Here is a 14,451-nt window from a genome sequence, read left to right on the forward strand (position 1 = left end):
GGGCGAGCGCGCGGCCCGTCCTCCGTCGCGGGGCGGGCCGTGCCCCGTCAGGCGCTCCTGCGCCCGCCCTTCTTCGCGCCGGACTTCTCCCCGGCCTTCCGCTCGCCGCGCCCCTTCTTGGCCGCCTCGACGCTGGCGCGCAGCGCGCTCAGCAGGTCGGCGGCGGGCTCCTTGTCCTCGGCCTCCGGCCGGTGCACCTCGCGGCCCTCCACCTTGGCGTCGATGACCGCCTGCACCGCCTCCCGGTAGGCGTCGTGGTACTCCTCCGGGTGGAACTCCCCGCTCATCGACTCGATCAGCGAGGACGCCATCGCCAGCTCCTGCTTGCGGACCTCGATCTTGTCTTCGAGGAAGGGGAACTCGGGCGCGCGGACCTCGTCGGGCCAGAGCATCGTCTCCAGCACGAACACCCCGTCGCGCACCCGCAGCGTCGCCAGCGACTCGCGCTGGCGCAGCACCGCCTTCACCACCGCCACCTGCCCGGACTTCTCCAGCGCGTCGCGCAGCAGCACGTACGGCTTGACGCCCGCGTCCTCCGGCTCCAGGTAGTAGGACTTGGCGAACAGGATGGGGTCCACCTCGTCGCGGTCGACGAACCGCAACACCTCGATGTGGCGGCCGGTGGGCAGCGGCAGGTCGGCGAAGTCCTCGTCGGTCAGCACGACGATCTCGCCGCTGGGCAGCTCGTACCCCTTGGCCACGTCGCTGTAGGGCACCTCCTCGCCGTCCAGCGAGCAGATCCGCTGGTACTTGATGCGCCCGCCGTCCTGCCGGTGCACCTGGTGGAAGGCGACGTCGCGCTGCTCGGTCGCCGCGTACACCTTGACCGGGATCGTCACCAGGCCGAACGAGATCGCGCCCTTCCAGATACTGCGCATGTCCTGGCCCTACCCCGCATCGCCCCGCCGTCACCTCCCGCACCCCGCCCCGATGCACGATTTGCTCCAGTTCGTACGCTTGATCCTTTTCCCGGCGGCGGGCGCCGGGTAGAAGGCGGGTATGACGATGCCGTGGCCGATCGAGCCGATGATGGCCGCCACCGGTGACCTCCCCGAGGACGCCCAGCGCTGGGGCCTGGAACTGAAGTGGGACGGGGTGCGCGTCATCACCTACGTCTCCGCCGACGGGGTGCGCGGCAGCGGGCGGCGCTCCACCGACCTGGCCGGCCGCTACCCCGAACTGTCGGGGCTGGCCGACCTCCTCCCCCACCACGACGTGGTCCTGGACGGCGAGGTGGTGGCGTTCGAGGACGGGCGGCCGAGCTTCGCCCGCCTCCAGCGCCGCATGCACGTCGCCCGTCCCGACGCGCGCCTGATCCGCGAGGTGCCCGTCCGGTACGTGGTGTTCGACCTGCTGTTCCTGGACGGCCGCCTGCTCTACGACGTGCCCTACGCCGACCGCCGCGCCCTGCTCGGCGACCTCGACCTCGCCGAGGCCGGGGCCGTGGAGGTGCCGCCGTCGCTGCACGGCGGCGACCGCGACCAGGTCGCCGAGCTGCTGGAGTTCACCCGCGAGCAGCGGCTCGAAGGGCTCATGGCCAAGCGCCTGGACTCCCCCTACCGGCCCGGCCGCCGGGTCGACTTCTGGCGCAAGGTGAAGAACTTCCACACCCGCGACGTGGTCGTCTGCGGCTGGCGGCCCGGCCAGGGCCGCCGCGCGGGCGGCGTCGGCTCGCTGCTGCTCGGCGAGTACGACCCCAAGGGCCGCCTCTGCTACGCCGGGCACGTCGGCACCGGCCTCACCGACCGCGAATTGGAGGCGCTGCACCGGACGCTCGCGCCGCTCGCCCGGCCGACCAGCCCGTTCGACGAGCAGGTCCCCCGCGAGCACGCCCGCGACGCCCGGTGGGTTGAGCCGCGCCTGGTCGGGGAGGTCGCCTACAGCGTCCGGACCAGGGACGGAAGGTTGCGCTTCCCGGTGTGGCGCGGCCTGCGCGACGACAAGGACCCGCACGAGGTGACCCGTGACCCCTAAGAAGATCGACGTGGAGGTGGAGGGGCGCGAGCTGACCCTGTCCAACCTCGGCAAGGACCTGTACCCGGAGTTCACCAAGGGCGAGGTCATCGACTACTACGCCAAGGTCGCGCCCGCGCTGCTGCCGCACCTGCGCGACCGGCCCGCCACCCGCGTCCGCTTCCCCGACGGGGTGGACGGCGGGTCGTTCTTCGAGAAGAACGCGCCGTCCCACACGCCGGACTGGGTCCGCACCGTCACGATCAAGACGCCGGGCAGTTCGCGGGGCCGCGACACCCTCGACTTCATCGTCATCGACGACCTGCCGACGCTGGTGTGGTGCGCCAACCAGGCCGCGCTGGAACTGCACGTCCCGCAGTGGACGGTCGGGCCGCGCGGCGGGCGGCACAGCCCCGGCCTGATGGTGTTCGACCTCGACCCGGGCGCGCCCGCCTCGATCCTGGACGCCCGCAAGGTCGCCTTCCTGCTGCGCGACCTGCTCGCCGCCGACGGCCTGGACACCTACCCCAAGACCAGCGGCAAGAAGGGCCTGCACCTGTACGTGCCGGTCAAGGAGAACGACCGCACCGAGGAGTACGCCAAGAAGGCCGCCTACCGCCTGGCCACCGAGCACAAGGACCTGGTGGTGGCGAAGATGGAGCGGCAGGTGAGGCGCGACCGCGTCTTCGTGGACTGGAGTCAGAACAACCCGGCCAAGACCACCGTCGCGCCCTACTCGTTGCGCGGTGCCGAGCATCCGTGGGTCTCCACGCCGGTCACCTGGGACGAGCTGGAGGCCGCCGAACACCCCACCGACCTGCGGTTCACGCCCGAGGAGGTGCTGGCCCGCGTGGACAAGCACGGCGACCTGCTCAAGCCGCTGCTGGAGTCGCGGCAGCCCCTGCCCTGACTCGCGATCCGACTCCGCTGATGCCCTAAGTGTTTGAATCGCCACTCTCCGCCGTCGATTTCCGCCACTATGAGGACGCGGGAACATTGCGCGGAGGGATGAACAGGTGACGCAGAACCATCACTACGACGTCGTGGTGCTGGGCGGGGGGACGGCCGGCGAACTGGTGGCCGCCGAACTCGCCCGCGCCGGACGCGAGGTCGCGCTCGTGGAGAACCGCCTGGTCGGCGGCGAGTCGCCCTACTTCGCGTGCGTCCCGTCCAAGTCGCTGCTGCTGTCGGCGCGGCGCGGGGAGACGTGGGAGCTGGCCGTGGCGCGCCGCGACGAGGCCACCCGCCACCTCGACGACGGCCGCACCGTGGCGCGCATGGGCGAGGACGGGGTGACGGTGCTGCGCGGCTGGGGCGTGATCACCGGGCCCGGCGCGCTTTCCGTGGACGGCGTCGAGCACACCTGCACCGACCTCGTGATCTGCACCGGCAGCGAGCCCGCGATCCCGGCCGCCGACGGCCTGGCCGACGTGCCCACCTGGACCAGCGACGAGGCTCTGACGGTGCCCGACCTGCCGCGCCGCCTGGTGATCCTGGGCGGCGGCCCGGTCGGCTGCGAGATGGCCCAGATCTACGCCGCGTTCGGCTCGCAGGTGACGGTGGTGGAGTCCGCCGGACGGCTGCTGACCGCCGAGGCCCCGTTCGCCGGGGAGATCCTGGCCGAGACGTTGCGCCGGATGGGCGTCGACCTGCGGCTGGGCACCGAGCCCGCCCGCATCGAGCGCGGCGACGTCGGGCTGCGGCTGTGGCTCGACGACGGCGGCGCGCTGCACGCCGACCGCGTGCTGGTGGCCGCCGGGCGGCGGCCCCGGGTGGAGGGCTTCGGCCTGGAGAACCTGGGCCTCGCCGTCCCGCCCGGCCACGGCCTGCCGGTGGACGAGACCTGCCAGGTCATGCTCGGCGGCGCGCCCGGCCCGGACGGCGGCCCCGACGGCGGCGGCGTCTGGGCCGCCGGCGACGTCACCGGCGTGGCCCGCACCACCCACGCCGCCCGTCACCAGGCCCGCGTGGTGGTCTCCAACGTGCTCGGCAAGCGCCGCGAGGCCGACTACCGGGCCGTCCCGCGCGTGGTCTACACCACCCCGACCGTCTACTCGGTCGGCGTGTCGCCCGTGCACGCCGAGGAAAGGGGCTTCGAGCTGCTCAGCGCGGGGTACGACCTCGCCTCGACGACCCGGGCGGCGGTGGAGGCCGACGACCGGGGCAGGGTGGAGCTGTACGCCGACCGTTCCCGCGGCCTGCTGGTCGGGGCGGCGGCGGTCGGGCTCTACGCTGAGGAATGGATGAGCGAGATCGCGCTGGCCATCCGGGCGGAGATACCGCTGAGCCTGCTGTCCGACGTGGTGCACGCCTTCCCGACCTACGGCGAGGCGCTGGAGGCCCCGTTGCGGGCACTGGCCGACCGCCCCTGAGGCCCGTGCCGACCTACGGAGGACCTATGAGCGAGCAGACCGGTTCCGAGCCGCTGACCGACCAGGAGCCGCTTCCCGACGACGCGCCGGAGGCCGACGCCGCCGAGCAGCGCGCCGTCGTGGGCCCCGACGAGGGGGCGCGGTGGCCCGAGCGGGTGCCCTTCGACGCCGACGAGGCCGACGCCACCGAGCAGAGCCGCGAGGTCGCGCTGGACGAGGACGACTACCGCTGATCACCCGCCGCGCCGACACCGGACGCGTTGTTGGTGACCGGCGAGGTTACCGGCACGTAGGATGATGAGATTGCTTCCCGCGACGGGTACCCCCGTCCGTCGCACTGAACGGTGATCGGAGAGTGTGGTGACCGCGACCCCGGACGCCCGCCCCCGTGGCACGAGACTGCCGCGACTGGCGCGCCGTCGGCAGCTGCTCGGCGCTGCCCAGGAGGTGTTCGTCGCCCAGGGCTATCACGCCGCGGCGATGGACGAGATCGCCGAACGGGCGGGCGTCAGCAAGCCGGTGCTCTACCAGCACTTTCCCGGCAAGCTGGAGCTCTACCTGGCGCTGCTCGACGAGCACGCCGAGGCGCTGGTGCAGGCGGTGCGCGACGCATTGGCCTCCACCAACGACAACAAGCTGCGCGTGCAGGCCAGCATGCAGGCCTTCTACGACTTCGTGGCCGGCGACGGCGAGGCCTACCGCCTGGTCTTCGAGTCCGACCTGCGCAACGTCGCGCCGGTGCGCGCCCGGGTGGACCGGGCCAACCAGCAGTGCGCCGAGATGATCGCCCAGGTGATCGCCGAGGACACCGACGCGCCCGGCGAGGAGGCCCACCTGCTCGGCATGGGCCTGGTCGGCATGGCCGAGGTCAGCGCCCGCTACTGGTTGTCGCAGCACCGCTCGGTGCCCAAGGACACCGCCGAGAAGATCATCGCCCGGCTCGCCTGGCGCGGCATCTCCGGCTTTCCTCGGGTCTAGAGGCTTCGCGAACCGCCCCGGCTGGGGCCGCGCTCCACGGCGTCGGCCCTGCCGGGGCGGTCGCTTGCCCGCGCCCTTTCGGGGCGTCCCGGTCGAGCGGGCGCGGCGATCGCCGTGTCACCATCGGAGGAGGACACGGTCCGCCGAGCCGCGGCGGGCCGGGCGGAGCGCAGGGAGATCGCGTTGCAGGTTCGCATCGGCGTGCAGTTCGTGCCCAAGGAGCTGGTGGTGGAGACCGGCCAGTCCGCCGACGAGGTCCAGCGGGCGCTGGCCGACGCGCTGGCCGTCGAGCACGGGATCTTCGTGCTGCGGGACGAGCGCGGCGGCCGGGTGGTCGTCCCGGCCGACCGGGTGGGCTACCTGGAGATCAGCGAGGAGGCGGAGCGGACCGTCGGCTTCGGCGGCGGCACGCAGTACGCCTGAGCCGTGCCTGAGTTACGCCCGCGCCGGGCTGCGCGTTGTTTGAAAGCGGCACGGCGGGCATACCGATCACCGACCGACCCCGGGCGGGAACGAAGGACCCGGCCCACGCGAGACGAAATGGTGATCGACAAATGCTCACGGTTCTCTGGTTCATCATCGTAGGCGCCGTGATCGGGGCCGTGGCCCGCCTCATCGTGCCCGGCCGCAACCCGATCGGCATCCTGCTGACCGTCCTGGTCGGGATCGCGGGCGCGATCCTCGGCGGTGTCGTGGCCAACGCGCTGGGCGCCGGGACGCTGGTCGCCCTGGTGTTCGCCGTCGTGATCGCCGCGCTGGGCGTGGCCGCGCTGACCGCCTTCCAGTCGCGCAGCGCCGGTGGCAACCGCTTCGGCCGGACCCGCCGCCACAACTACTGATCCGCGGCACCACCCTCCGGAGCCGCGTTCCGGACATGAGGAAGCCCCCGTGCCGTGCGGGGGCTTCCTCATGCCCGGGGCCAGCCGGGGACCTGCGCGGCGATCTCGGGGCGCAGCAGCCCTGTCAGGCGCGCGGAGGGCACCGGGACGGAGCCGCCCCGGTGCGCCGTGCAGGAGCGCGGCTGCACCCGCCGGGTCATCGCGGCGCGCGGGTCACTTCACGCCGGCGCTGGCCAGCAGGCGCGGGTACAGCTCCGGCTTGATCATGTCCTTGACCTTCTCGAACGGCGCGGTGAAGGTGAAGTTGTTGCAGTCGGTGCCGGTGGTAGACCAGATCAGCTCCAGGCCCTTGGGCGTGAACATGATCCCGGCCGGGGCGGGCGACTCCACCGGGTCGCCGTCGCGCTTGCCGGGCGCGAAGTCCTTGCGCTGGACGTCCTCCAGATCGCAGTCCTTCCAGTCGTTCTTGGGCCCGTCCAGGGCGTCCCAGAACTTCTTCAGCCCGTCCTTCTCCAGCACCTCCGGCCGCAGCACGTCCTCGGCGGTGAGCGCCTTGCCCGCCTTGACGTCCACGATCACCGGGACGGTGGGCAGCCCGCCCTCGCCCTCCCAGCAGGGGATCATCTCGATGGCGTTGGCGGCCGAGACCACCTCGCCGCGCAGGCCGAGCCGCACCTTGGTCTGGATGGTGGTGTTGCGGTTCTCGCACTCCTTCTTCCGCTCGGGCGTCAGGGTGCCGTACGACCAGGTGATCGCCCACTCCAGCGGCGCGCGCAGCGCCTGGTTGACGCGCTGCTCGGCGGCCTTGTCCCGCATCCCGGCGATCTTGGTGGACTCGGCCTCCTTGAGCTGCACCTGCTTATCGGCCCGCACGAGGCTCTCCTCGATGACCCGGGGCCCCGATCCGGTGTCCCCGGACTTCCCGCCGTCCCCGCCGGAGCAGCCCGCCGCCCCCGCCACCGCCACGGCGGCCGCCGCGACGACCAGCCCGCCCCTGAACCTCGCCCGCATTCGTACCCGTCCTCCCAGACCGTCCCGGAGCCGTGATCGGCTCGGGCAATTGTGGCGGATGCCAGGATGTCAAGATCTGGCACCCCGGGTGGCCACTTCCGGAAACCGCGTAAAACAGGTACATACCAGGCTTCCAGGGGAGGTGGCCGACTGTGGCCGCGCAGGTCCGGACCGGGTTCGCGCAGGGTTCGGGCGGGGGTTCCGGGGCCGGCCGGATCGGTGCGCCGGGGGCCGCATGGAATACCCGGGAAGGGGGAACCGTTAGCACTGGTGATCGGCTATTGGTGTACGCATTCCAAGGTCGGTACACTGCGTCGCGGAGTGTGACCGCACGCAGCCACTCGGAGTGACTGCTTTCAACCCCTGACTGCGGTCGCCGGAAGAATTTTCGATTGACGGCCGGTCCCTCCCGCGCGAGCGCGCGGCCACGGGAAGCGATCCGGCGGACCTGTCCCCAGGCCCGCCGCCCGCACCGTGTGATCGGCCCGGACCACCGCTTCGGCGGGGCCGGGCACAGCGCAGCGCCGCGCTACGGAGTGAGGACCCCGCACTTTGGAGGCTGAAAGCCCTGACTACCTTCACCGAACTCGGGGTCGTCCCCGAGATAGCCGACGCCCTCAAGGCCGAGGGCATCGTGGAAGCGTTCCCCATCCAGGAACTCGCCCTGCCGATCGCGCTGGGCGGGCACGACATCATCGGCCAGGCCCGCACGGGCACCGGCAAGACGCTCGCCTTCGGCGTGGCGCTGCTGCAGCAGATCCGGCACGGCGGCAAGAAGCCGCAGGCCCTGGTCGTCGCGCCGACCCGTGAGCTGGCGCTCCAGGTCACCGACGACCTGCTGGTCGCCGGCGGCAAGCTCGGCAGCCGCGTGTTGTCGGTGTACGGCGGCCGCGCCTACGAGCCGCAGATCGACGCCCTCCGTGACGGCGTGGACGTCGTCGTCGGCACCCCGGGCCGGCTGCTCGACCTGGTCAAGCAGAAGCACCTGGACCTGTCCGAGGTCAAGATCCTGGTGCTGGACGAGGCCGACCGCATGCTCGACCTCGGGTTCCTGCCCGACATCGAGCGCATCGTCGAGCGCATCCCGGCCCAGCGGCAGACCATGCTGTTCTCGGCCACCATGCCCGGCGAGATCGTGGCGCTGTCGCGCCGCTACCTGACCCGGCCCACCAACGTGCGGGCCGAGTCGCACGCCGAGTCCGAGGCGACGCCGCAGGTCAAGCAGTTCGTCTACCAGGCGCACCAGATGGACAAGCCGGAGATGCTCGCCCGCCTGCTCCAGGCGGAGGGCCGCGGGCTGTCCATGGTGTTCTGCCAGACCAAGCGGGCCTGCGACCGGGTGGCCGCCGACCTCGCGCAGCGCGGCTTCGACGCCGCCGCCGTGCACGGCGACCTCGGGCAGAGCCAGCGCGAGCGGGCGCTGCGCGCGTTCCGCAACGGCAAGATCGACGTGCTGGTGGCCACCGACGTGGCCGCGCGCGGGCTCGACGTGGACGACGTCACGCACGTGGTCAACTACGAGTGCCCCGACAGCGCCGACACCTACGTGCACCGCATCGGCCGCACCGGCCGCGCGGGCAAGGAGGGCATCGCCGTCACGCTGGTCGACTGGTCCGACCTCACCCGGTGGAAGCTGATCAACAGCACGCTGGACCTGCCGTTCGCCGCGCCGGAGGAGACCTACTCCACCTCCGAGCACTTCTTCGCCGAGCTCGGCATCCCCGCCGGGACCACCGGCAAGCTCCCCAAGGCCCACCAGCACGAGCGGGCGGGCCTGGAGGCCGAGGAGCTGGAGGACATCGGCGAGACGGGCAAGGTCCGTTCGCAGGGCGGTTCGCAGGGCGGCGGCTCGCACGGCGGTTCGCACGGCCGTGACCGTGACGAGGACCGCGAGCGTCCGCGCCCGCGCCGCAAGCGGTCGCGCACGCGCACCCGCAGCGGCAAGCCCGTCGAGGGCGCCGAGGCCGGGGCTGTCAGCGGGGCCGCCAGCGGGGCCACCGCCGAGGCCAAGCAGTCCGAGGCCGTCGACAACGTGGTGGACGCCGTCGCGACCGAGCGCAAGCGCAGCCGGTCGCCGCGCCGCCGTACCCGTGGCGGCAAGACGGTCGCCGACCAGAACGGGTCGGCCGCCGAGGCGTCGTAACGCCGCAGTACCGCACCACCGCCTGAACAGGCATAACGTCTGCGGGATCACGTCGTGGGAGGTCGTGGTCTCGCGGCCGTTGGCCCGGCGCGCGCGCCGGGCCAAGCGTGAATCTCTTTCACATTTGTTACCGGGGCGACGCCGGACGGCCGTCGCCCCGTTACCGTCCGGCCGCACTGTTGCCCTCATGAGCACCGGACCCACACGCCGCTCCGTCCTCGCCTCCGGCGCCGCCGTCGCCGGGGGCGCCGCCGTCTCCTCGCTGCTGCCGCCCTCGGTGCACGCCGCGCTCGCGCGCCCGCTGCCGCCCGGCGGGCTGGCGTCGATCAAGCACGTGGTCTTCCTCATGCAGGAGAACCGCAGCTTCGACCACTACTACGGGACGCTGCGCGGGGTGCGCGGCTTCGCCGACCGCAACGCCATCGAGCTGCCCGACGGCCACCCGGTGTTCGAGCAGCCCGGCCTGGTCCGGCACGTCAAGCCGTTCCTGGCCCGCAACGCCATCGGCCACGGCCCGCTCACCGACGTGAACTACATCGCCGGGCTCGACCACTCCTGGGAGGGCGGCCAGAAGGCGCGCGGCGACGGCTGGCACAACGCCTGGATCAAGGCCAAGCTGATGCCGACGATGGTCCACTACGACCGCCGCGACCTGCCGTTCCAGTACGAGCTGGCCGACACCTTCACCGTCTGCGACGCCTACCACTCCTCGGTGTTCGGGCCCACCAACCCCAACCGGACCTACCACTGGACCGGAACCATCGGGTACGAGCCCAACGGCAAGCGCGCGATCGAGAACGACGCCTACTCCGAGGCCACCCACCCCGGCTACGATCTGACGTCCTACGCCGAGCGCCTGTCCAAGGCGGGCAAGACCTGGCGCGTGTACCAGGAGTGGGACAACTTCACCGACAACGCGCTGGAGTTCCTGACCACCTTCAAGCAGGTCATGCGCAAGGCCCTGCCCGCGCCGCACAAGAGCCTCACCGACTTCTACGGCGCGGTCGCCAAGGCCAAGCCGGAGGAGCGCAAGGCGATGCTGGCGGCGCTGGACAAGGGCGTGGCGGCGCTGTCCCCCGCCGAGCGCGACCTGTTCGAGCGGGCGCTGCGCCGCGTCGAGAGCGGCACGCTCGCCGACGCCTTCCGCGCCGACGTGGCGGCGGGCCGCCTGCCGGAGGTGTCCTACATCGTCACCTCGGCGGCCGACTCCGAGCACCCCAGCTCCGGCAGCCCGGTCCAGGGCGCGGGCGTGACCTACCAGGTGCTGGACGCGATCGCCTCGCACCCGGAGGTGTGGGAGTCCACGGCGCTGTTCCTGCTGTTCGACGAGAACGACGGCTACTTCGACCACGTCCCGCCGCCGCTGCCGCCCGCCGCCGAGCAGGGCGAGCACGCCGACGGCAAGCCGATCGGGCTGGGCTTCCGGGTGCCGATGACGGTGGTGTCGCCGTGGACGGCGGGCGGCTTCGTGTGCTCGGAGGTGTTCGACCACACCTCCACGATCCGGTTCCTGGAGCGCTGGCTCGGCGTGCGCGAGCCGAACATCAGCGCCTGGCGGCGGACGGTGGCGGGCGACCTGACCTCGGCGTTCGACTTCCGGCGGCCCGCGCGCCCGCAGCGGGTGCCCAAGCCCGCGACGCCGCCGAAGTTCTACTTCCGCTGGCCGCCGCTGCCGCCGATCGTGCAGAAGGGCGCGGCCCCCGAGCCCGGCACCCGCCCCGCCCGGCCGCTGCCCTACCGGCCCGAGGCGTCGGCGCGGTTGTCCGGCGGCACGCTGGAGATCACCATGACCGAGGGCGGGACACGGCCGTCGCACCTGGCGCTGTACCCGTACGCGGGCGAGTTCGCGACGCCCCGGCACTTCGACGCGGCGGGACGGCACGTGGAGCGCGTCGCCGTCCCCAAGGGCCGCTACCGCCTCACCCTGACCGGCCCGAACGGCTTCCGCCGCGAGTTCGCCGGGTCGGCGTCCGGCGCGGCGGCCGGGGCCGTGGTCACGGCGGCGGGGAGTGGCTCCCGGCGGTTGTCGATCACGCTGGCCAACCCGGGCCGCACGCCGCTGACCTTCGACCTGAAGGCGCTGGCCTACGGCTCGGCCGCGCGGCGCGTCACCGTCGCCCCGGGCAAGCAGGCCACGGTGCGGTGGACGACCGAGCACGGCTGGTACGACGTGCGGGTCACGGTCGCGGAAGACGCGGCGTTCCGCCGCCGCCTGATGGGCCACCTGGAGGACGGGAAGCCGAGCGTGTCCGGCTGACCCGTCCGGCTGACCAGGCCGCGTACATGAATATCTCTCGCATCAGCCACCGGCCGGACCCCTCGGGGATCACTACCGGCCATCCGGTGGCCCGACATTTCCCTGCATGACCACACGTCGCACGTTCCTCGCCTCCGGCGCCGCCCTCGCCGGAGGCGCGGCCGTCTCCTCGCTGCTGCCGCCCTCGGTGCACGCCGCGATGGCCCGTCCCGTCCGCGCGGGCGGCCTCAAGGCGATCGAGCACGTCGTCCTGCTGATGCAGGAGAACCGCTCCTTCGACCACTACTACGGGGCGCTGCGCGGGGTGCGCGGCTTCGCCGACCGCAACGCGATCACGTTGCCGGACGGCCGGTCCGTCTTCGAGCAGCCCAACGGAACCGGCTCGGTGCTGCCCTTCCCGCTGCGCGAGGCCGCGACCCTGGCGAACAAGGACCTCCAGTGGATGGGCTCGCTGCCGCACGGCTGGTCCGACGGCCAGGCCGCGCGCGGCGGCGGCTGGAACAACGGCTGGATCAAGGCCAAGACGCCCGCCACCATGGCCTACCTGGAGCGCGCCGACCTCCCGCTCCAGTACGAGCTGGCCGACACCTTCACCCTCTGCGACGCCTACCACTGCTCGGTGCTGAGCTCCACCAGTCCCAACCGCAACTACTTCGTCTCCGGCCACACCGGCTACGAGCCCGCCAGCACCAAGCGGGCCATCGACAACGCCGCCTACTCCGAGGACTCTCACTCCGGCTACACCTGGTCCACCTACGCCGAGCAGCTGGAGAAGGCCGGGGTGAGCTGGCGGGTCTACCAGGAGTGGGACAACTACCAGGACAACAACCTGGAGTTCTTCGCCGCCTTCAAGCAGGTCGCCCGCAAGGCCCTCCAGGGCGACTACAAGAGCATGGACGCCTTCTACGGCGCGTTCCGCAGCGCCAACGAGGCCAAGCGCAAGACGATGCAGGCCCGCCTGGACGAGGGCGTCGCCAAGCTCTCCCCCGCCGAGCGCAGCCTGTACGAGCGGGGCCTGCGCCGCGTGCCGACCGGTGGCCTGGCCGCCGACCTACGCGCCGACATCAGGGCCGGGCGGCTGCCCGCCGTGTCGTACCTGGTGCCGTCGGCGGCCGACTCCGAGCACCCCAGCGCGTCCTCGCCGATCCAGAGCGCGCGGATCACCTACGACGTCCTGGACGCCATCGCCTCCGACCCCGAGGTGTGGTCCAAGACGGCGCTGTTCATCACCTACGACGAGTACGACGGCCTGTTCGACCACGTCCCGCCGCCGCAGCCGCCCGCCGACCTGGCTTCCGAGCACTACCAGGGCAACCCGATCGGGCTCGGCTTCCGGGTGCCGATGACGGTGGTGTCGCCGTGGACGGTCGGCGGCTACGTCTGCTCGCAGGTGTTCGACCACTCCTCGATCACCCGGTTCATGGAGACCTGGTCGGGCGTCGCCGCGCCCGACATCAGCCCGTGGCGGCGCACCGTCGCCGGGGACCTGACCTCGGCGTTCGACTTCAAGCAGGCGGGGAAGCCGCCGAAGGTCGCCCAGCCCGGCCCCGTCCCGCCGTTCTCGGGCCGCTGGAAGCCGCAACCGCCCGCCGACCAGAAGATGCCCGTCCAGGAGCCGGGCACCCGCCCGTCCCGGCCGCTGCCCTACCAGCCCGAGGCGACCCTCCGGCGGCAGGACGGCAAGTTGCGGCTGTCGCTGTCCAACGGCGGCGCGGCCAGCGTGCACTTCGCGCTCTACCCGTACGCGGGCGAGCTGCCCGCGCCCAAGCACTACGACGTCGAGCGCACCGCCACGGAGGAGATCACTCCCGCTGGCGACGCCTACAAGCTGGTGCTGACCGGCCCGAACGGTTTCCGCCGCGAGTTCGCCGGGACCGCCGCCGACCGGGCCGAGGTCGCCTCCGCGCCCAAGCAGGACAGCCGCGACCTCACCGTCGTCCTGGAGAACACCAGCGACGCCGACCTGCACTTCACGCTGCGCGCCCTGGCCTACGGCAAGCGCTCGCGCAAGGTCGAGGTGGCGGCCGGGAAGCGCAGCACGTTGTCGTGGAACACCGACCACGGCCGGTACGACTTCGAGGTCACGATCGCCGAGGACCCGGCGTTCCGCCGCCGCCTGATGGGCCACGTCGAGAACGGCCGCCCCGGAATCGGGGGCTGACGGGGGGCGTCTCGCGCAGCTTCAGCGCGGTCTCCGGGTGGTCGGTGACCAGCACCGCCACCCGGGGATCGTGCAGGAAGCGGCGCATGAGGGGCTCGGCGTTGACCGTCCAGACCATCGCGGGGAACCCGGCGCGGGCGCACTGCCGCAACACCCCGGCCCGCGCCAGCCGGTGGTTGACCGCGACCATGTCGGCCCCGGACGCGCGGATCACCCGCAGCGGCGCGAGGTCGCCGACCGCGCCGCGCTCGAAGACCCCGCGCCCCACCGACAGGGCCGTGACGACCTCGGGGAACGCCTTCTTGATCCGCTGGAGCGAGCCCACCTCGCGGGTGGTCACGACGAACTCGCCCGCGCCGAACACCTCCAGCCCCAGGGCGACGGCCTCGTGCTCGCAGCCGTGCTCCTTGAGGTCGAGATGGCCACGCGCGCGGCGCGCGGCGATCAGCTCCATGGCGTCGGCGACCAGCGGCACCGGCCGCTCGGCCAGATCCTCGATGCGGCGGTAGGGCAGGCGGTTCAGCGGGAGCCCGGCGAGGGTGGCGTCGTGGTGGACGACCAGGCGGCCGTCCCCGGTGCGGCGCACGTCGATCTCGACGTACTCGGCGCCGGAGCGGGCGGCGGCGTGCAGCCCCGTCAGGCCCGCCTCGTCCCGGCGGTGGGCGGAGATCGCCGTCAGCACCCTCCGCACGCTACCACCGAACGTTCTTGACCGGTGTTTTCCGCAGCGTGTTTAG

The 14,451-nt window shown here is 72.5% G+C and carries 13 protein-coding genes; 10 read left to right on the top strand and 3 right to left on the bottom strand.

Features of this window, described 5'->3' with window-relative positions:
• Positions 1-47: 47 nt before the first annotated feature.
• Positions 48-878 (bottom strand): non-homologous end joining protein Ku, encoded by an 831-nt coding sequence (ku, locus tag AH6_RS21685; protein WP_067482703.1) that lies wholly within the window; start codon positions 876-878, stop codon positions 48-50.
• A gap of 121 nt (positions 879-999) precedes the next feature.
• On the opposite strand from ku, the gene ligD (AH6_RS21690) reads away from it, so the two are divergent.
• The 7 genes from ligD (AH6_RS21690) (at position 1,000) to AH6_RS21720 (ending at position 6,142) form a co-directional block, all read left to right on the top strand.
• The gene (ligD, locus tag AH6_RS21690; protein ID WP_067482705.1) at positions 1,000-1,974 is read left to right on the top strand and encodes a non-homologous end-joining DNA ligase; all 975 of its coding nucleotides are present in this window, start codon (positions 1,000-1,002) and stop codon (positions 1,972-1,974) included.
• On the top strand, positions 1,964-2,863 hold the full coding sequence (gene ligD, locus AH6_RS21695; protein ID WP_067482707.1) for a non-homologous end-joining DNA ligase: 900 nt from the start codon (positions 1,964-1,966) through the stop codon (positions 2,861-2,863). Before ligD (AH6_RS21690) ends, ligD (AH6_RS21695) begins: the two co-directional genes overlap by 11 nt.
• Positions 2,864-2,969: 106 nt before the next feature.
• Positions 2,970-4,325: a dihydrolipoyl dehydrogenase family protein gene (locus tag AH6_RS21700; protein WP_245679409.1), complete on the top strand. Its 1,356-nt coding sequence runs from the start codon at positions 2,970-2,972 to the stop codon at positions 4,323-4,325.
• Positions 4,326-4,351: 26 nt separating this feature from the next.
• Entirely contained in the window at positions 4,352-4,558 is a 207-nt protein-coding gene (locus tag AH6_RS21705; protein WP_067482709.1) for an Rv3202a family protein, read from the top strand.
• Between the two features lie 127 nt (positions 4,559-4,685).
• On the top strand, positions 4,686-5,303 hold the full coding sequence (locus AH6_RS21710; RefSeq protein ID WP_067482711.1) for a TetR/AcrR family transcriptional regulator: 618 nt from the start codon (positions 4,686-4,688) through the stop codon (positions 5,301-5,303).
• A 183-nt stretch (positions 5,304-5,486) separates the two neighbouring features.
• Positions 5,487-5,726 carry a DUF3107 domain-containing protein gene (locus tag AH6_RS21715; protein ID WP_067482713.1) on the top strand — a complete coding sequence of 80 codons (240 nt, stop codon included), beginning with the start codon at positions 5,487-5,489 and terminating at the stop codon, positions 5,724-5,726.
• Between the two features lie 167 nt (positions 5,727-5,893).
• Positions 5,894-6,142 (top strand): GlsB/YeaQ/YmgE family stress response membrane protein, encoded by a 249-nt coding sequence (locus tag AH6_RS21720; protein WP_245679410.1) that lies wholly within the window; start codon positions 5,894-5,896, stop codon positions 6,140-6,142.
• 213 nt (positions 6,143-6,355) lie between these two features.
• On the opposite strand, the gene AH6_RS21725 is transcribed toward AH6_RS21720, so the two are convergent.
• A complete protein-coding gene (locus tag AH6_RS21725) occupies positions 6,356-7,153 on the bottom strand; it encodes a hypothetical protein (RefSeq protein ID WP_067482717.1) in 798 nt (265 codons plus the stop codon).
• Between the two features lie 634 nt (positions 7,154-7,787).
• On the opposite strand from AH6_RS21725, the gene AH6_RS21730 reads away from it, so the two are divergent.
• The 3 genes from AH6_RS21730 (at position 7,788) to AH6_RS21740 (ending at position 13,714) form a co-directional block, all read left to right on the top strand.
• A complete protein-coding gene (locus AH6_RS21730; RefSeq protein WP_067482719.1) occupies positions 7,788-9,296 on the top strand; it encodes a DEAD/DEAH box helicase in 1,509 nt (502 codons plus the stop codon).
• Positions 9,297-9,483: 187 nt separating this feature from the next.
• Entirely contained in the window at positions 9,484-11,553 is a 2,070-nt protein-coding gene (locus tag AH6_RS21735) for a phosphocholine-specific phospholipase C (protein WP_067482721.1), read from the top strand.
• A gap of 106 nt (positions 11,554-11,659) precedes the next feature.
• Complete coding sequence (locus AH6_RS21740) at positions 11,660-13,714, top strand: phosphocholine-specific phospholipase C (protein ID WP_067482723.1); 2,055 nt, start codon at positions 11,660-11,662, stop codon at positions 13,712-13,714.
• Here the strand turns inward: AH6_RS21740 and AH6_RS21745 are convergent.
• Entirely contained in the window at positions 13,635-14,396 is a 762-nt protein-coding gene (locus tag AH6_RS21745; protein WP_157431619.1) for a glycerophosphodiester phosphodiesterase, read from the bottom strand. The genes AH6_RS21740 and AH6_RS21745 overlap by 80 nt on opposite strands.
• Positions 14,397-14,451: the final 55 nt, after the last annotated feature.

The organism is Actinomadura hibisca NBRC 15177 (assembly GCF_001552635.1).
GTDB lineage: Bacteria > Actinomycetota > Actinomycetes > Streptosporangiales > Streptosporangiaceae > Spirillospora > Spirillospora hibisca.